We start from the raw sequence: 18,328 nt of genomic DNA on the forward strand, positions 1-18,328 counted from the left end.
GGGATCCCCGGGCCCGGCGGGCGGGGCGGGGGTGAGCTCGCCGGTGCGCCGCAGGGCGGACCGGAGCCGGTCGTGGACGTCGGCGAGCCCGGCCGCGCCGCTGCCGGCGGCGGGCGGCGGCAGATGGCGGGCGGGGGCGAGGTCGACGTCGTCGTCGAGCAGGTCGATGACGGGGAGGGAGCGGCACCGGCCGGGCTGCTCCTCGACGGTGCCGTGCCGCTCGAAGTCCTCCCAGGCGCCGAGGACCTCGGTGCGCACGGTCTGCCAGGGCAGCTTGTCCCGGCCGGCCGGGGCGAGGTCGCCGGTCTCGGCCAGGAGGACGTGCGGGGCGGGCGAGGCCTGGGCGCCGGGCCGGCGCAGCACCCACACGTGCAGCGGGATGTTGTACGGCGGGGCGGCGCCCGTGGGCAGGGCGATCACGGCGCGCAGGGCGCCGCGGCGCAGGAGGTCGGCGCGGATGCGGCGGCCGGAGCGGCGGGAGGCCGCGGCGGGCGGCATCAGCAGGACGGCGGTGCCGCCGTCACGCAGCCGGGCGAGGGCGTGCTGGACCCAGGCGAGCTCGGACTCGGTGCGGGCGGGGAAGCCGTACTCCCAGCGCGGGTCGTAGGCGAGCTCCTCATGGCCCCAGTTGCGTTCGTTGAACGGGGGGTGGCACAGGACCGTGTCGGCGGCGGTGTCCGGGAAGGCGTCGGCGCGGAGGCTGTCGCCCGCGTGCACGCGGACCCGGGCGTCGCTGTGCAGGGCGAGGCGCAGGGCGGTGAGCGCCGCGAGGTCGGGGTCGGACTCCTGCCCGAGGACCGCCGGCGCGGGGGTGCCGCCGCCGGCCGCGGCGGCGTGGAGGAGGCCGCCGGTGCCGCAGGCCGGGTCGAGGACGGTGCGCGGCCGGTGGCGGTCGGCGGGGCTTCCCTCGCCGAGGGCGGCCATGAGCTCGGCGGGGCCGGGCGGGGTGAGGGTGTACTGCCGGGGGTTGGCCTCGAAGTGGCGGCCCAGGAGGAATTCGTAGACGTGGGCGGCGCCGCGCCCGGAGGCGAGCTCGGCGGCACCGCGCAGCAGGGCGGAGGAGACGGCCAGCTCGGCGGTGGTGGGGATGCCGACGGGGTGGTGCTCGCCCAGGCGGGCGGCGAGCGCGGACTCCAGGGCCGTGGGCAGCTGCTCGGAGAGCTTGAGGTCGCCGAGGGCGGCCAGCTCCAGCCAGGCGGCGGGCCGGTCGCGGACGAGGAGGAGGACGGAGCCCGCGTAGCGCAGGGCGGTGACGGCCCCGGCGGGGTGGCCGGCGACCTGCTGCCAGACCCGCTCGCGCAGCGGGACCTCGGCGAGCTTGCCCTGGTGGCGCAGCCACTGCTCGACGTCGCCGAGGGCGAACGTGGGGCTGGTCTCGCTGCCGCCCGTGGGCTGCGGGAAATCGGGGTGGCGCCTGCGCCAGTTGCTGACGGCCGCGCGGCCCACTCCGGCCAGCCGGGCGATCCCGGCCGCGGTCACCTCCGCCGCGCTCTCGCTCTCCGGCATGGCTTCCCCTCTCCGGCCCGCCCCCGCCCTCGCGGAGCAGCCCGCATCGTCGCTGTGGTCCGAGCATACCCGCGGGACCCCGGCACACCCCTTCACAGCCGTGAACCCACCCCATCGCGTGAACGTGGTTGACTCGGTTCACAGGGTCTGCTGTCATTGACTCGTCGGTTCGAGAAGATTTCCCTGCCGAAAGGTGTCAGTCATGTCTCAGCACTCCCACGCCAAGCAGCGGAACTGGTTCGCGCGGCACAAGCTCCTCACGGCCGCCGGCGCCCTCGTCGTGGTCGTGGGCATCGGCGCCGGCATGAGCGGCGGCGGTGACGGCGACGACGGCAAGACCTCCGCCGCGGGCTCGACGGAGAAGAAGGAGAAGAAGGGGACGGGGCAGGAGGACGGCGGAGGAAAGGAGAAGGCCGCGAAGGGCGCCCTGAAGGGGAACGGCACCTACCAGGTGGGTTCGGACGTCGAGCCCGGCACCTACCGCTCGCTCGGCAACAAGCTCGGGTGCTACTGGGAGCGCGCCAAGGACTCCAGCGGCGACCCCGACGCGATCCTCGCCAACGACAACGTGATCGGCGCCTCGTACGTGACGGTCAAGGCCGAGGACAAGATCTTCAAGACACAGGGCTGCAAGAGCTGGGAGCGCGTGGCCGAAGGCCAGGCGTCCGGGAGCCCCAAGACCGAGATGCCCGGCAACGGCATGTACAAGGTGGGGGCCGACATAGCCCCCGGCACCTACAAGTCGGCCGGCAACAAGAAGGACGGCTGCTACTGGGAGCGCGCCAAGGACGCCCTGCACGAGAGCGCCGACTCGATCCTCGCCAACGAGAACGTGACGGGCAACGCCATCGTGACCATCGCCCCCGGCGACGCCTACTTCAAGACCAACGGCTGCTCGGACTGGAAGAAGACGGGCTGAACGCCGGGCCTCTGAGAGAAGAACGACACATTCCAGCCGAACCGCTCCAGGGGACCGCTCGTCTCTCGGAAAGGGGGCCGGGCGCCGGCGAGGCTCCGCGTATCTTTTCCGACAGTCATCCCGTAGCAACCCCACCGTTCCCGGACCAAAGGACTCCCCCATGGACTCGGCCGCCGCCACCGTTCCGGCACCGGGCGGGCCCGCGGCCGAGACGGCCCCCGGCGCCCGGCCCCGCGCCACGGCCCTGCGCGCCCCGCGCTGGGATCCGTACTGGCTCGCGGGCGCCCTCTTCGTCCTCTACACAGCGCTGTCCCTGTGCCGGCACCGCCGCATGCTCACCATGTCCTGGGACCTGGGCATCTTCGAGCAGGCCATCCGCGGCTACGCCCACCTCCAGGCGCCCATAGCCGACCTCAAGGGCCCGGGCACCAACATCCTCGGCGACCACTTCAGCCCGGTCACCGCCCTCCTCGCCCCCCTCTACCGGCTCTTCCCCACCCCGGTCACCCTGCTCGTCGCCCAGGCCGCGCTCTTCGCCCTGTCCGCGATACCGGTCGCCCGGCTCGCCGCCGGGCTCCTCGGCCGCAAGCGCGGACTGGCCATCGGCATCGCCTACGGCCTGTCGTGGGGCGTCCAGCGCGCGGTCGACTTCGACTTCCACGAGATCGCCTTCGCGATGCCGCTGCTCGCCTTCTCCCTCGAAGCGGTGGTGCGCGGGCGCTGGCGGGCCGCGGTCTGGTGGGCCGTGCCCCTCGTCCTGGTCAAGGAGGACCTCGGCATCACGGCGGCCGCGATCGGCGTGATCATCCTGATCCGGCTGCGCGGCGCGAAGTCCCGCGGCGAGGGCGTCCCCCGGGGCGCGGCCCCGCTGGCCACCGGCCTGGTGGCCTTCGGCCTGGCAGCGGCCGCGATCACCTTCGGCCTGATCATCCCCGGCTTCAACACCAGCGGCGCCTACGACTACTGGAACAAGCTCGACGGCGGCGGAGCCGACGGAGCCCCTGCGACGATCCCCGCCGACACCGCGATACGCACCCTGCTGTGGATCCTGCTGCCCACCACCGGCCTGCTGGCCCTGCGGTCCCCCGTCCTGATCGCCGCCGTACCGACCCTGGCCTGGCGGTTCGCCTCCCACGACGACCACTACTGGAGCACGGACTGGCACTACAACGCCGTCCTGATGCCCGTCGTCCTCATCGCGCTCACCGACGCCCTGGCCCGGAGCCGCGACAGCCGCCGCCCGCTCCTGCGCTCCTACGCGCACCACCTGCCCGGCGCGGTCCTCGCCGCGTCCCTGGCCCTGACCGCGTCCCTCCCCCTCTACTCCCTGACCGAGCCCGACACGTACAGCGTCCCGGAGAACGTCCACGCGACCGAACGGCTCCTCGACCGCATCCCCGACGGGGCGACCGTCGAGTCCGACATAGCCCCGATAAGCCGCCTCGCCGGCCGGTGCCGGGTCTTCTGGATCGGCGACACCCGCGGCATCGCCCCCGACTACATAGCCATGCGCCTCGGCGACGGAAAGAGCCAGCAGGACGTCATCGCGGACGGAGAGCGGATGCACCCGGGGGTGCGGTACGTCTTCCTCGGGGGCGAGGGGGGTTACGCGGTGCTGAAGAAGGCGGAGGCGGAGGCCTCCTGACCCCCGCCTCCGGCACCGTCTTTGTCTCGTCTCCGGCCGGCCCTGCTACGACCCCAGGATCGTGGTGAGGAACTCACCCGTCCACGCCAGCAGTTCCCGGCCGACCAGGGGCTTGCCGCCGATGGGGCGGGTGGCCGGGCGGGGCACCAGGATCTGCTTCGTGGCCGGCTTCATGACCGTGCGCGGGTAGAGCCGCTTGAGGCGCAGCTCCTGGGACTCACGCAGTTCCACGGGGCCGAAGCGGATGTTGGAGCCCTGGAGGGTGATGTCGGAGACGCCGCAGGCCCGGGCCAGCATGCGCAGGCCCGCGACGAGCAGCAGGTTCTCCACGGGCTCCGGCAGCTTGCCGTAGCGGTCGGTGAGCTCCTCGCGGACGGCGCGGATGTCCTCCTCGCTGTTCGCGGAGGCGATCGCGCGGTAGGCCTGCAGGCGGAGGCGCTCGCCGGGGGCGTAGTCGTGCGGGACGTGCGCGTCCACCGGCAGTTCGATCTTGACTTCGAGGGGTGCCTCGGGCTGCTCCTCACCGCCCTCGACCGACGCCCGGTAGTCCGCCACGGCCTCGCCGACCATGCGGATGTAGAGGTCGAAGCCGACGCCCGCGATGTGGCCGGACTGCTCGCCGCCGAGGAGGTTGCCCGCGCCGCGGATCTCCAGGTCCTTCATGGCCACGTACATGCCGGCACCCATCTCCGTGTGCTGGGCGATGGTGGCGAGCCGCTCGTGGGCGGTCTCGGTCAGCGGCTTCTCCGGCGGGTAGAGGAAGTAGGCGTAGCCGCGCTCGCGGCTGCGGCCGACGCGGCCGCGCAGCTGGTGCAGCTGCGACAGGCCGAAGTTGTCGCCCCGCTCCACGATCAGCGTGTTGGCGTTGGAGATGTCGATGCCGGACTCGACGATCGTGGTCGACACCAGCACGTCGAACTTCTTCTCCCAGAAGTCGACGACGACCTGCTCCAGCCGGCTCTCGCCCATCTGCCCGTGCGCGGTCTGGATCCGCGCCTCCGGCACGATCTCGCGCAGCCGCGCGGCCGCCCGGTCGATGGACTCCACCCGGTTGTGGATGTAGAAGACCTGGCCCTCGCGCAGCAGCTCGCGGCGGATCGCGGCGCCGATCTGCTTCTGGTCGTACGGGCCCACGAAGGTGAGCACCGGGTGGCGCTCCTCCGGCGGGGTGGTGATGGTCGACATCTCGCGGATGCCGGTGACCGCCATCTCCAGGGTGCGCGGGATCGGGGTGGCGGACATCGTCAGGACGTCGACGTTGGCCCGCAGCTTCTTCAGCTGCTCCTTGTGCTCGACGCCGAAGCGCTGCTCCTCGTCGACGATGACGAGGCCCAGGTCCTTGAACTTCGTCTCGGACGAGAACAGCCGGTGCGTGCCGATGACGATGTCGACCGAGCCGTCGCGCAGGCCCTCCAGCACGGCCTTGGCCTCGGCGTCCGTCTGGAAGCGGGACAGGGCCTTGGTGACCACCGGGAACTGCGCGTACCGCTCGGAGAACGTGCCGAAGTGCTGCTGCACCAGCAGCGTGGTCGGCACGAGCACCGCCACCTGCTTGCCGTCCTGCACGGCCTTGAAGGCGGCGCGGACCGCGATCTCCGTCTTGCCGTAGCCGACGTCGCCGCAGATCAGGCGGTCCATGGGGACCGACTTCTCCATGTCCTCCTTGACCTCGGCGATGGTCGTGAGCTGGTCGGGCGTCTCCGCGTACGGGAAGGCGTCCTCCAGCTCCCGCTGCCAGGGGGTGTCCGGGCCGAAAGTGTGGCCGGGGGCCGCCATGCGCGCCGAGTACAGCTTGATCAGGTCGGCGGCGATCTCCTTGACCGCCTTCTTGGCGCGCGCCTTCGTCTTCGTCCAGTCGGCGCCGCCGAGGCGGTGCAGGGTGGGGGCCTCGCCGCCGACGTACTTGGTGACCTGCTCCAGCTGGTCGGTCGGGATGTAGAGGCGGTCGCCGGGCTGGCCGCGCTTGGCGGGCGCGTACTCCACGAGCAGGTACTCGCGGGTGGCGCCCTGGACGGTGCGCTGCACCATCTCGATGTAGCGGCCCACGCCGTGCTGCTCGTGGACGATGTAGTCGCCGGCCTGCAGCGTCAGCGGGTCGATGGTCTTGCGGCGGCGGGCCGGCATCCGGCCCATGTCCTTGCTGACGGATTTCTGCCCGGACAGGTCCGTCTCCGTCAGGACGGCGACCTTCAGGCCCGGGTGCACGAAGCCGTTGTCGAGGCTGCCGCAGGAGACGTGGACGACGGACGGCGACAGGCCGTCGACGTCCGCGTCCAGACGGGCGGCGATGCCCTCGCCGCCGAGGACCTCGACCGTACGGGCCGCGGGGCCGTGGCCCTCCGTGACGAAGACCGTGCGCCAGCCCTCGGCCAGCCAGCCCTTGGTGTCGGCGAGCGCGCGGGCGGTGTCGCCGCGGTACGTCTCCGGGGCGTGCATGCCCAGCTTGAGCGTGTCGCCGTCCAGGTCCTCGCCGGCGGCGAACGGGCTCACCGACCACCACATCTGGCCCAGCTCGCGGGCGCGGTCGCGGACGTCCGCGATGCCCCACAGGGAGGCCGCGTTCACGTCGATGGGGGCCTCGCCGCCGCCGGCCGTGGCCGCCCACGACGCCTGCAGGAACTCCTGGCTCGTGGCCACGAGGTCCGCGGCTCGGGTCCGTACCCGCTCCGGGTCGCACACGACCGTCATCGCGCCCGCCGGCAGCACGTCCAGCAGCAGCTCCATCTCGTCCACCAGGACCGGGGCGAGGGACTCCATGCCCTCCACCGCGATGCCCTCGGCGATCTTGGAGAGGAGCTCGCCGAGCTCCGGATGCTCCTCCGCGAGCTCCGCCGCCCGGGCCCGCACGTCCTCCGTCAGCAGCAGCTCGCGGCAGGGCGGCGCCCACAGGCCGTGCTCGGCGACCTCCAGCGAGCGCTGGTCGGCGACCTTGAAGTAACGGATCTCCTCGACCTCGTCGCCCCAGAACTCGATCCGGAGCGGGTGCTCCTCGGTCGGCGGGAAGACGTCGAGGATGCCGCCGCGGACGGCGAACTCACCGCGCTTCTCCACCAGTTCGACACGGGCGTACGCGGCGGCAGCCAACGCGTCCACGATCTCTTCCAGGTCGGCGCTCTGCCCGCTGCGCAGGCTGACCGGCTCCAGGTCGCCGAGCCCCTTCACCTGCGGCTGCAGCACCGACCGGACCGGCGCGACGACCACGCTGACCGGCCCCGCCGCCGGATCGTCCTTGCTGGGGTGCGCGAGCCGGCGCAGCACCGCCAGCCGGCGGCCGACGGTGTCCGAACGCGGCGAGAGGCGCTCGTGCGGCAGCGTCTCCCAGGCCGGGAACTCCACCACGCCGTCCGGCGGCAGCAGCGAGCGCAGCGCCGCCGCCAGGTCCTCGGCCTCGCGGCCGGTGGCCGTGACGGCCAGCACCGGGCGCCCCGCGTCGCGGGCGAGGGCGGCGACGGCGAAGGGCCGGGCGGCGGGCGGGCCGACGAGGTCGACGTGCGGGCGGTTGCCGTCGGCCGCGGCCTTCACCGCTTCGGCGAGCGCCGGATCATTGACGACGGCGTCGAGCAGACCGTGCAGGCTCATGAAGGCTTTTCCGTCCCGGGATGGCAAGGGTCAAAGGGTGACAACGCGAACGGCCCGACACGTGTTACGGGCCGGGTGAGCCCCAGCCTACGACGCTGCGCCGACAATCGCGGTCCGACCGTTCCAGGGCTCCGGGGCGCCCTTGATCGGCCCGGTCAGAGAGGCCAGGCGGTGACCTGGACGATGTACAGGCACTGCTGTCGCACGACGGTCAGGTACTGGAACATCCCGCCGGGAAGAACTTCGTCCTGCACGCCCGGCGATCGGCCCTGGTAGGAGGCGCCGTCCGGATAGAGGGCCGCTGCGGCCCGGACCAGCTCGTCGGCGCGCTCTTCCACCTGCGCGACGAAGGCGAGGTTCGGCGTCTCGCCGATGACGTGCCGGGCGTCGGGGTCGTACTTCCAGTCCCAGTCACCCATCGGCGACCTTCGCCCTGGCCGTGTCCATGATCTGCCGGATCTCGTCCATCGCGGACCGCCACGCCGGATCATCCCTGCCGAGGGTCTGCGCGGCATGCTCCGCCGCGTGCAGCCGCCGGGCGACCTCGGGGAACCGCTCGACCTCGATCACGGTGGCCCACTTGAGCTGGAACATGGCGATCGGCCCGAAACTGTTGGCCTGGGTGGCCATCGTGAAGACCGTGTCCCGCTCGGTCGTCATCTCCGGCAGCCGGGACGGCGCGACCTGCGCGAGGGCGGCCCGGAGTGCGGGGAACGTCTTCTCAGGTCTGGGGATCAACGCCCCACCGTCGTGAACCGGCTGCGTGGTCATGAGTCCTCCCAAGGGTGCCCCGATCACCGTACGGCAACCGGGTGGTCGAGCGCGGCCGCCCCGGCAGGGCCGAGCCATACGAGGCGGGCTCGCTCGCCCTTCTTATCGCCGTACCACCACAGGGCCCGCTCGGGCGAGCGGAGCCGTGCGGTGTGGCCGTTGGCGCCGATCACGTCTACGGGGCCGTCCTCGTGGACGATGCCCCAGGCGACGACCTCCGCGTCCGTGACGCCTTCCGCCAGGTCGGTCTCCTGGACGACCGCGAACATCCGGGGCGCGGAGTCGAGGACGAGGGCGCGGATCTCTTCGTCCAGATCGAAGCCGCATTCGAGCGGCTCGGAGGCAGAACCCTGCGGGGATACGGTGCCCATGAACATCTCCTGCCGGAGGAGGGGTTGGGGGAGTCAGGCCAATGGCCCGACTCACACCGTAGAAGCAGGGGTGGTATCCAGTCCACCTCAAGGCAACTACCCATACTTCCCGCATCCGATAGGACGAAGACTCAGTACTTTGTGCGAATACGGAGAGGACGGCCATGCCCCCAAGCAAGCTCCCGCCAACCATCCGGCAGCGGCGTCTGGGGGCCGAGCTGCGTCGCCTGCGAGAGCACGCGGAACTGTCCGCCACCGAAGCAGGCCGGCTCCACGGGGCCACCCAGTCCCGGATCAGCAACATCGAATCCGGCGGCTACCCCATCAGCGCCGAGCGGGTGCGGACCCTTGCGCGGCTCTACGGCTGCACCGATCAATCCGTGATCGACGCGCTGACCCGCATGACCGGCGGCCGGACGCGCGGCTGGTGGGAGGAGTACCGGCAGATCCTCACGGGAGACGCACTGGATCTCGCTGAGCTTGAACACCATGCGCGGTCCATGCGCGTCGCCTCCGCGGTCCATCTCCCGGGACTGCTGCAGACCACCGAGCACGCCCGAGCCCTCTTCAAGGACGTAGTGCCGGCCTACGACCCACCCGTGATCGAGCACCTGATCTCTTTCCGGATCAAGCGGCAGGCGGTCATCTACGGCGATCAGCCGAAGGCTCTCACGGCGATCATTCACGAGGCGGCACTGCGGATGGGATTCGGCGGCCCGGAAGTGGCCCGCGCACAACTGGTGCATCTCCTCGCGATGGGCGAGCGTGAACACATCACCGTGCAGGTGATCCCTTTCGGGACCGGGAGTTACCCGAGTTCCGGAGCGGCAATCATCTACTTCGACTCCCAGGTCCGGCAGTTGGACACCGTGCAGGTGGACACGGACACCCGGTCCGAGTTCGTGGACGCCCAGCCGCAGCTGATCAGGTACCGAGCCGTACTGGACCGGCTGGAGGAGAGCGCGCTCACTCCGGCCGCGTCCCGCGATGTAATCCACCGCATCGCCAAGAGCATCTGACGAGGAATAAACGTGTCCGAATACGTGTGGCAGAAGTCGTCCTACAGCGGAACCGCCGCCAACTGCCTCTACGTCGCCCCAGGGACCGCCGCCGGAACCATACGGCTCCGGGAGAGCGACGCCCCCGACCTCATACTCACCGCGCCCCCCGCCGCGCTCGACACTCTCATCCGCGCCATCAAGGACGACCGACTGGCTCCCCGCGCCGAACGGTGAGCACAAAAGGCCCGGCCCGGACACGCACCCCCGTGGCGCGTCCGGGCCGGGCCTCTTTCGGGGGCCGGGGCGGGGCGGAGCCCCGTGTGCCGGCCCCCTCGTAGGGGCAGTGGTCTGTCAGTCCGTGGCGATGGCGTTGAGGACGTTCATCCGGCCCGCCCGGAACGCCGGGACGAGCGCGGCGAGCAGGCCCACCACCGCGGAGCCGAGGAAGACCGCGGTGATCGTCGGCCAGGGGATGTCCAGGACGCCGAGGCCCTGGAGGGCCAGGAGCTTCTGGGCCGTGGTGCCCCAGGCCATGCCGAGGCCGAGGCCGAGCAGGGCGCCGAAGAGGGCGATGACGACCGACTCCAGGCGGATCATGCGGCGCATCTGGCGGCGCGAGAGGCCGATCGCCCGCATCAGGCCGATCTCCCGGGTGCGCTCGACGACCGACAGGGCCAGGGTGTTCACGACGCCCAGGATCGCGACGATGATCGCCAGGGCCAGCAGGCCGTAGATGATGTTGAGCAGCTGGCCGACCTGGTCCTGGATGAGCTTCTTGTAGTCGGACTGGTCGCGGACCTTGACCTGCGGGTACTGCTCGACGGACGCCTTGAGGGCGGCCGCGGCCTCCTTCGTCCGCCCGTCGGCGGCCTTGGCGAGCAGCATGAAGTCCAGCGGCATCTTGTCCGCGGGGAGGTAGGTCCGCGCGGTGGCGATGTTCGTGTACACCGCGCCCTGGTCGATGCTGGTGTCGTCCGAGGTGACGGCCTTGACCGTGAGCTCGGCCGGGCGGCCGCCGGTCATGGCGACCTTCAGCCGGTCGCCCGGCTTGATGCCGTGGTCCTTGGCGAAGCCCTCCGGCACGGACATGGCGTCCTTGCCGTAGGCGTCCTTGAGGTTGCCCTTGACCGTCTCCGCGCGCACGTCGTCCGCGTAGGTGGGGCTGGCTGCGGAGAGCCGCTGGGTGACGGTCCTGCCGTCCGGCGTGGTGATCTTCGCGCTCACCACCGCGTACTCGCTGACGTGCTCGACGTGACCGGCGGACGTGACGGCCTTGACCACGGCCGGGCTCAGCGGCTGCTGGTTCTCGGACTGGACGATGAAGTCCGCGCCCACCGACTTGTCGAGCTGGTCCGTGGCCGAGGCGACCATCGAGGAACCGACCACCGACAGGGCGGCGACCAGCGCGAGGCCGATCATCAGGGCGGAGGCGGTGGCGCCCGTGCGCCGCGGGTTGCGCAGCGCGTTCCGCTCGGCGAGGCGGCCGACGGGCCCGAAGACGCGCAGGACGACGACGCTGATGGCACGGACGACGAAGCCGGCCAGCAGGGGTCCGACGACGATGAAGCCGATGAGGGAGAGCAGCACGCCGATGGCGAGCACGCCCGAGCCCGCCGCGGCGTCGTCGGCCTTCGCCGCGGCGGCCAGCGCCAGCCCGCCCAGGGCGGTCAGCACCAGACCGATCGACGCGCGCACCTTGCCGGCCTTGCCGTCCGCCGGGGTGCCCGCGTCGCGCAGGGCGGACATCGGGGAGATCCGGGTGGCCTTGAAGGCGGGCACCAGGGAGGCCAGCAGGGTGACGAGCACGCCGATGGCCAGACCCACGACCGGCGTCGTGGCCTTGATCGTGAGCTCGCCCATGTCGAGCTTCATGCCCATGGAGCCCATGACCTTCATCAGCCCCACGGCGAGGCCGATGCCTCCGCCGATGCCCAGCACCGAGCCCACGACGCCGAGCAGCAGCGCCTCGGTCAGCACCGACTTGAGGATCTGCGCGCGGCCGGAGCCGATGGCCCGCATCAGGCCGATCTCCCGGGTGCGCTGGGCGACCAGCATGGAGAAGGTGTTGACGATGAGGAAGACGCCCACGAGGACGGCGATGCCGGCGAAGCCCAGCAGCGCGTACTTCATGACGTCGAGGAGGGAGCCGATGTCCTTCTTGTTCTCCTCCTTGGTCTCGGCGGCGGTGCGCACCGCGTAGTCGCGGGCGGAGGAGCCGAGGGCCTCGGAGACCCGCTGCTTGAGCTGCTCGTCGCTGACGCCGGACGCGGCGGTCAGGCCGTAGCCGCTGAACTCTCCGGTGCTGCCGAGCAGCTTCGCCTGCGCGGTCGGGGTGTCGAAGTAGAGGAGGGCCGCGCCGGGGTTGGTGGTCTTGAACGTGGCGATGCCGACGACGCTCACGGTGAAGTCGCCCGGGGCGGCGATCACGCGGAGCTTGTCGCCCGTCTTCACACCGTGCTTGCCGGCGGTGTCGGCGTCGAGGACGGCCTCGGCCGGGCCGTGCGGCTCGTGGCCGCTGGTGATCTCGACGGACTTCTTCTGGCTGTCGCCCCAGTTGGTGCCCACGGTGGGGGCGCCGGAGGTGGGGCTGAGGCTCTTGTTCTTGTCGTTGACGACGGTCAGCTGCTTGCTGGTGGCGTGCGGCTCCACCCCGGCGACCCCGTCGACCTTCGCGAGCTTCTCCCGGAGGGCGGCCGGCAGGGTCTCCGGCTTGCCCGTCACCTGGGCGTCGTCGTCCTTCTCGGGGCCGACGGAGACGTCGGAGGCGGTGTTCGCGAAGAGCTTGTCGAACGTGGCGTTCATGGTGTCGGTGAAGACGAGCGTGCCGCAGACGAACGCCACCGACAGCAGGACCGCGACGGCGGAGAGCGCCATGCGGCCCTTGTGCGCGAGGAAGTTGCGCATCGAGGTCTTGAGGACGGTCACGACACCCGTCCACGCGCGTCGAAGTTCTTCATCCGCTCCAGGACCGCGTCGGCGGTCGGGCTGTACATCTCGTCGACGATCCGGCCGTCGGCCAGGTAGAGCACGCGGTCGGCGTACGAGGCGGCGACGGGGTCGTGGGTGACCATGACGATCGTCTGGCCGAGCTCGTCCACGGAGCGGCGCAGGAAGCCGAGGACCTCGGCGCCGGCGCGCGAGTCGAGGTTTCCGGTCGGCTCGTCACCGAAGATGATCTCGGGGCGGGCGGCGAGGGCGCGGGCCACGGCGACGCGCTGCTGCTGGCCGCCGGAGAGCTGGTTCGGCCGGTGCTTGAGGCGGCCGGCCAGGCCTACGGTCTCCACGACGCGGTCCAGCCAGGCCTTGTCCGGCTTGCGGCCGGCGATGTCCATGGGGAGCGTGATGTTCTCGATCGCGTTGAGCGTCGGGAGCAGGTTGAACGCCTGGAAGATGAAGCCGATGCGGTCGCGGCGGAGCCGGGTGAGCTTCTTGTCCTTGAGGCCGGTTATCTCGGTCTCGTCGATGAAGATCTCCCCGGACGTGACGGTGTCCAGGCCGGCCAGGCAGTGCATCAGGGTCGACTTGCCGGAGCCGGAGGGGCCCATGATGGCGGTGAACTGCCCGCGGGCGATGTCCACGTCCACGTGGTCGAGGGCGGTCACGCGGGTCTCGCCGGCCCCGTAGGCCTTGACGACCTGGCGGGCCCTCGCGGCGACGGCCGTATGCCCTCCACTGCCCCCGGTCTTGGGAATCGATACAGCCGTTGTCACGGTGGGTCTCCTAGGTGCTCATTCGCGGTGCGGTCCACAGCCTGCCCGGGACGCGGGGGCCGGGGCGATGGTGCTCGTCCGTGTATCCGAGGTGGGGCCAGCCCCACCAACGCCTCTCCGGCCGACATCGAAAAGGCTAGGCAGCGGGTCGCGCCCGCTCCTCCCCCTGCGGTACGAACCGGGCGGCCGGTGCGAGCAGGAGAAAGCCAGGAAGGACCCTTAGGGGATGTGCGGCCGGAGGGCCCGCCGGTCTCGGGGTTCGCCGTGGCCCGAGTCTGCATCCTGCCGTTGCGTCAGGCGCAAACACGCCCCTGCCGGGCAGGCTGCGCGCCGGGATGCGTGCCGGGGGAAACGATCTCCCGCGCCGCCCTGCCGGAGCCGTCACGAACAACAGGAACAAACGGAAGGAACCGGGCAAAGTGCAAGGAGTTGCCGGGGAACGAAGGGCGAATAATACGTGAAGGCGGCCACCGGGCAAGACAATTGGGGCCACAGGGAATTAGTGTTCGGTGTCATGGTCGAGGGGGGACGTCGTGCACCCCTTCGCACAGGCCGCAGGTCTCCGAAGGAAGCAGCATCGTGAAGATACTCCCTACGCGCGCTGCCAGTGTCTCCCGGCAGGGTCTGTGCACGGCCCTGCTCGTGGCCAGCCTGACCGCCGCGGTGGGCATCAGCCCCCCGCACAACACGGCGGACGCGGACGATCCCGCGAAGGACCCGAAGAACCCCCAGGGGATGCCGCACGGCACCCCCAACCTCACGCTGCCCGACCTCAGACCGAAGGGCCGCCCCGGCCTGCCCGGCGCCTCCGGCCCCGGCAAGGAGGACGCCAAGGACGCCACCACGGGCATACCCGCGACGGCCCTGGACGCCTACCGCAAGGCCGCGCAGCGCGCCGCGACCGACATGCCGGCCTGCCACATGCCGTGGGAGCTCATAGCCGGCATCGGCCAGGTGGAGACGCAGCACGCCACGTACAACGGCGCGCGCATGACCGCCGACGGCACGACGGACAAGCCGATCCTCGGCCCGCAGCTGGACGGCAACGGCTTCGCCACCGTCAAGGACACCGACCAGGGCCTGTGGGACGGCGACACGGTCTACGACAAGGCCGTCGGCCCCACCCAGTTCCTGCCGTCCACGTGGGCGCAGTACGGCGCCGACGGCAACGGCGACGGGGTGAAGAACCCCAACAACATCTACGACGCCGCGCTCGCCACCGCCAAGTACTTGTGCGCGGGCGGCAAGGACATGAACCGGCCCGAGGACCTCGACCGGGCCATCCTCAGCTACAACAACTCGCGGTCGTACGTGAACGCCGTCACGGAGTGGATGCGCGCGTACCAGCAGGGCAACGTGCCCTCGCTGCCGGACCGTACGGGGGTGGGGACGGGCAACACTCCGTCCGGTAACACGCCGTCCGGCAACGCGCCTTCGCGGAACGTGCCGTCGGGCTCGGGCAGCACGCCTTCGGGTAACACCCCTTCGGGCAACACGCCCTCGGGGAAGCCGCAGCCTTCGAAGCCGTCGCCGGGCGGATCGACGGGGACGACGCCGAGCAAGCCGGAGCCCGGCAAGCCCGGGCCCGACAAGCCCGATCCCGGCAAGCCGACCCCGCCCGCACCTCAGGCGAACCGCCTGGAGCGGGGCGGCGACGACAGGACCTGGGAAACGAGCGCCGGCGAGACGTTCAAGGAGAAGGCGCGGGTCCTGGTCAGGGACCAGTCCGGGAAGCCGATGGCGGGGGCGCGCGTACGGTTCGCGCTGAGCAGCGACGACGGGGCCGCGTTCACGGACGCCTCCACGGAGCTGACCGTCACCACGGGCAAGGACGGCACGGCGGAGGCGCTGCGCGTCGTGGCCGGGCCCAAGATCGGCAAGGTCAAGGTGACGGCGACGGTCGTCGGGCGGAACCTTGCGGCGGTGGAGTTCGCGGGCACTGTGTCCGTTCTGGCGGCCGAGCAGGTTGACGTCGTCGGCAACCCGAGCCTGCAGGCCGACATCAATGGCTCGTTCGCCGACCGCTTCACGGTCAAGGTGCTGGCGAAGGGCGGCAAGGACGTCGTCGGTTCGGCCATCACCGCCAAGGTCACCAAGCTCGACGGCAAGCCCGCCACCGACGACAAGGACCACAAGCCCATCGGCCCCTACTTCAAGGGTCCCGACGGCAAGCGGACGTGGTGGCTGGAGGCCGGCACGACGGACAAGGACGGCGTCCTCGTGCTCCCGTCGCTGCTGACGGACGGGAAGTCCGGCGAGTACGTGCTGACCGTGACGACGGCGGACGGCAAGGCCCACACGTTCAACCTGACGGTGAAGGTCCCGACGCCCACGCTCCCGTCGCCGAAGGCGACGCCGGCGACGTAGCCCTGGCGGCGGGCTCGGCACCGCCACCGCTGAAGGGTGCTGCCGCACCCTTCACCCCGCCGACAGCGGCAGCGATCGGCGGTGCCTTACGGGCTCAGGTGTGCCCGGCACCGCCGGAATCCACCATCGTGGTGACTCACCGCGGCGGCGGATTCAAGGGGCGAGGCCCCTTGACGTCTCAAGGGAGCCCCGCCCCTTGACCGGTCGTTCGGGGCGGGGGACTAGTCCCCCGCCCCCAGGTCCTCCGCCACCGGCTTGCCCGTGAGGGCGGCCAGGCTGTGGCGGACGTGGGCCATGTGGGCGCGGAGCTCCTCGCGGCGCTCCTCGTGCTCGCGGAGATTGCGCTCCATGTCCCGCACGACCCGCTCCTCGCGGACCCGCGCCTGCGCGATGAGCGCCGCGCCCTGCGCCTCCGCGTCCTCCTGCCCGTGCCGGGCGGCCTCCTCCGCCTCCGCGTAGCGGCGCTGCGCCTCCGCGAGGGCGTTGCGGGCGTACTCCTCCATCGCGGCGATGCGCGTGTCGAGCGCGGCCTCGCGCTCGGCGATCTCGCGCCCCGCCGTCTCCCACCGCTCCGCGTGGTCCTTCTCCTGCTCGGCGAGCGCCGCCGCCGTCCGCTCGCGCATCTCCGCGAGCGCCGCGACGGCGTCCTCGCGCCGCTGCTTGGCGTCGCGCCGCGCCACGGCGATGACGTCGTCGGCGACGGACTCGGCCGCGACGAGCGCCTGCCGCGCCCATTCCTCGGCCTCGGCGCGCACCGCCGTGGCCGCCTGGTGGGCCGCGTCCCGGACCGCGCGGCCGTGCGCCTCGGCCGCCTCCATCATCTCGGCGGCGGCCGCCTCGGCCCGCTCCCGCAGCCCGGCGGCCTCGGCCTGGGCCGTGAAGAGGAGGCCCTGCGCGCGCTGGCCGAGCGATTCGTACGTCTGCGGGGGGAGCTGCGTCACCACCTGCCCGAGCCGCGCCGCCTCCTCCTCCATCTCGCGCGCGAGTACGGTCAGCCGCGCCACCCGCTCCCAGGCCGCGTCCCGCTGGCGCGCGAACTCGGCGAGCACGCGATCGACCTGCTCGGGCCGGTAACCCCGGCCCCGTACGACAGCGAAACCGTCGGGAGACACCGATGCACTCATCCTTGAAGCCCCTTATATCCCGGATGTCCGGTATGTGACGCAGTCTGGCGCACATCATCCCTGGACCACGGGAAGTGCCGATGACGCGACACTCCGCCCGCTTCTTCTGTCAAGGATGCGCCAACCTACGACACGGGGCGCCCGACCCTCATCCCGGATCGGGCGCCCCGCGCCCTCAGCTCACCGGCCGCACCACTAGAACAGGCCGTCCCACATCTGCTCCACGAGCACCGACCACCAGTTCTCCGGAGAGGACAAGGCGGCCGTGTCCAGCGCCATCAGCTGTTCCTGGAAATCCACCGTCCAGCGGCCCGCCTGCTCGGGCGTCAACCCGTAGCGCCACCGCCACATCTTCCCGAGCAGCGCCAAAGAGCGAACGAACTGAGGCAGGCTCGTGTTGACGAACTGCGGCGGAACGGACGAACCGCCCGGCCCCGCCTCCAGCGGCACGGCCACGATGTGCGCCGTCCCGTACTGCACGCAGAGCTGCTTGCCGAAGTCCGAGCCCATCACGAGGTACGAACCCGCGTCCGGCGCCGCCTGCACCCGCCGCTCCGCCGCCAGCTCCGCCAGCGTCGGCACCGGCCGGCCCGGCTGCGCCTGGCCCCAGAAGAACGGCCCGCAGTCCACGGGCACGCCGGCCCACACCAGCGTCTGCGCGACGACGTCCGGCACGCCCTGGCGCGACACCGCGCGCTGCTCGAACCGGAACACGCCCTGCGGGCCGAACGACTCGGCCAGCTCCCGGGCTATGACGTCCGGGCCGACCGGCGGCGCCTGCTGCACCTGGCCGGGGTGCGGCAGCGGCACCCGGTTCGGCGCGGGGCGCGCCGGACCGTCCGCGACCTGGTGCAGCTCGCCCTGATGCTCAATCAGGTGCCGGACGCCCTGCTGGCGCGTGGCGTGGTCGCGGCCGTACGCGGCCGTGTGACTGACCGTCGCCTGCGGCCAGTTGTCGCGCACCATGCGGGAGCAGTAGCCGCCCGGACCGTCGCAGGACTCCAGCTCCGTGTGGAGCTCCAGCACCTGCTCGCGCGGCACGTTCAGCGCCATCAGCTCGTGCAGGACCTGCCACTCCGGGTGCGGCGTGCCCGGCGCGCTGCGGCGGATGATCTGCTGCTCGGAACCGTCGTGCGCGCGGTAGCGCAGGACGGCCATGTAGCCCGGGCCGACGGTCGGCAGACCGCCGGGAGGCTGGGGGTAGCCGTACGCGGGGGCCGCGGGGGCCTGCGGCGCGGCCGGGCCCTGCGGGGCCGGGGGCATGCCGGGAGCGCCCGGGCTCGCGAGCATGGTGGCGGCGTGGTGCACGCCACCGGGGCCCGCGGGCGGCGGGGT

14 protein-coding genes are annotated in these 18,328 nt (G+C 71.8%); 5 read left to right on the plus strand and 9 right to left on the minus strand.

Annotated features, from left to right (window positions below; genetic code table 11):
- Positions 1 to 1,506, minus strand: a 1,506-nt coding sequence (locus B7P34_RS29780) for an HsdM family class I SAM-dependent methyltransferase (RefSeq protein WP_189383164.1), incomplete at its 3' end; no start/stop codon positions are given.
- 202 nt (positions 1,507 to 1,708) lie between these two features.
- Between B7P34_RS29780 and B7P34_RS29785 the strand changes: the two genes are divergently transcribed.
- Both B7P34_RS29785 and B7P34_RS29790 read left to right on the plus strand, forming a co-directional pair.
- Positions 1,709 to 2,425: a hypothetical protein gene (locus tag B7P34_RS29785; RefSeq protein ID WP_106681298.1), complete on the plus strand. Its 717-nt coding sequence runs from the start codon at positions 1,709 to 1,711 to the stop codon at positions 2,423 to 2,425.
- Between the two features lie 160 nt (positions 2,426 to 2,585).
- Positions 2,586 to 4,070, plus strand: a complete 1,485-nt coding sequence (locus B7P34_RS29790) for a DUF2079 domain-containing protein (RefSeq protein ID WP_106681299.1) — start codon at positions 2,586 to 2,588, stop codon at positions 4,068 to 4,070.
- A gap of 45 nt (positions 4,071 to 4,115) precedes the next feature.
- On the opposite strand, the gene mfd is transcribed toward B7P34_RS29790, so the two are convergent.
- From mfd to B7P34_RS29810, 4 genes are all read right to left on the minus strand, one after another.
- Positions 4,116 to 7,649 (minus strand): transcription-repair coupling factor, encoded by a 3,534-nt coding sequence (gene mfd, locus B7P34_RS29795; protein WP_106681300.1) that lies wholly within the window; start codon positions 7,647 to 7,649, stop codon positions 4,116 to 4,118.
- Positions 7,650 to 7,804: 155 nt separating this feature from the next.
- Positions 7,805 to 8,068 (minus strand): hypothetical protein, encoded by a 264-nt coding sequence (locus tag B7P34_RS29800; protein WP_106681301.1) that lies wholly within the window; start codon positions 8,066 to 8,068, stop codon positions 7,805 to 7,807.
- Positions 8,061 to 8,387 (minus strand): hypothetical protein, encoded by a 327-nt coding sequence (locus B7P34_RS29805; protein ID WP_223268366.1) that lies wholly within the window; start codon positions 8,385 to 8,387, stop codon positions 8,061 to 8,063. The genes B7P34_RS29800 and B7P34_RS29805 overlap by 8 nt, the downstream gene beginning before the upstream one ends.
- A 56-nt stretch (positions 8,388 to 8,443) precedes the next feature.
- Complete coding sequence (locus B7P34_RS29810) at positions 8,444 to 8,791, minus strand: hypothetical protein (protein ID WP_106681309.1); 348 nt, start codon at positions 8,789 to 8,791, stop codon at positions 8,444 to 8,446.
- A gap of 164 nt (positions 8,792 to 8,955) precedes the next feature.
- Here B7P34_RS29810 and B7P34_RS29815 point away from each other — a divergent pair, with 164 nt between their 5' ends.
- Positions 8,956 to 9,810, plus strand: a complete 855-nt coding sequence (locus B7P34_RS29815) for a helix-turn-helix domain-containing protein (protein WP_106681303.1) — start codon at positions 8,956 to 8,958, stop codon at positions 9,808 to 9,810.
- Between the two features lie 12 nt (positions 9,811 to 9,822).
- A complete protein-coding gene (locus B7P34_RS29820) occupies positions 9,823 to 10,026 on the plus strand; it encodes a DUF397 domain-containing protein (RefSeq protein ID WP_106681304.1) in 204 nt (67 codons plus the stop codon).
- 117 nt (positions 10,027 to 10,143) lie between these two features.
- Here B7P34_RS29820 and B7P34_RS29825 read toward each other — a convergent pair whose 3' ends face one another.
- Positions 10,144 to 12,717 carry an ABC transporter permease gene (locus B7P34_RS29825; RefSeq protein ID WP_106681305.1) on the minus strand — a complete coding sequence of 858 codons (2,574 nt, stop codon included), beginning with the start codon at positions 12,715 to 12,717 and terminating at the stop codon, positions 10,144 to 10,146.
- Positions 12,714 to 13,502: an ABC transporter ATP-binding protein gene (locus B7P34_RS29830; RefSeq protein ID WP_106681306.1), complete on the minus strand. Its 789-nt coding sequence runs from the start codon at positions 13,500 to 13,502 to the stop codon at positions 12,714 to 12,716. The genes B7P34_RS29825 and B7P34_RS29830 overlap by 4 nt, the downstream gene beginning before the upstream one ends.
- 579 nt (positions 13,503 to 14,081) lie before the next feature.
- Here B7P34_RS29830 and B7P34_RS38960 point away from each other — a divergent pair.
- Complete coding sequence (locus B7P34_RS38960) at positions 14,082 to 15,869, plus strand: lytic murein transglycosylase (protein ID WP_223268367.1); 1,788 nt, start codon at positions 14,082 to 14,084, stop codon at positions 15,867 to 15,869.
- A gap of 221 nt (positions 15,870 to 16,090) precedes the next feature.
- Here B7P34_RS38960 and B7P34_RS29840 read toward each other — a convergent pair whose 3' ends face one another.
- Both B7P34_RS29840 and B7P34_RS29845 read right to left on the minus strand, forming a co-directional pair.
- Positions 16,091 to 16,981, minus strand: a complete 891-nt coding sequence (locus tag B7P34_RS29840) for a hypothetical protein (protein ID WP_223268368.1) — start codon at positions 16,979 to 16,981, stop codon at positions 16,091 to 16,093.
- A gap of 207 nt (positions 16,982 to 17,188) precedes the next feature.
- On the minus strand, positions 17,189 to 18,328 hold a 1,140-nt coding region (locus B7P34_RS29845; protein WP_189383167.1), incomplete at its 5' end, for an SUKH-4 family immunity protein.

The organism is Streptosporangium nondiastaticum, from assembly GCF_003011965.1.
Taxonomy (GTDB): Bacteria; Actinomycetota; Actinomycetes; order Streptomycetales; family Streptomycetaceae; genus Streptomyces; species Streptomyces nondiastaticus.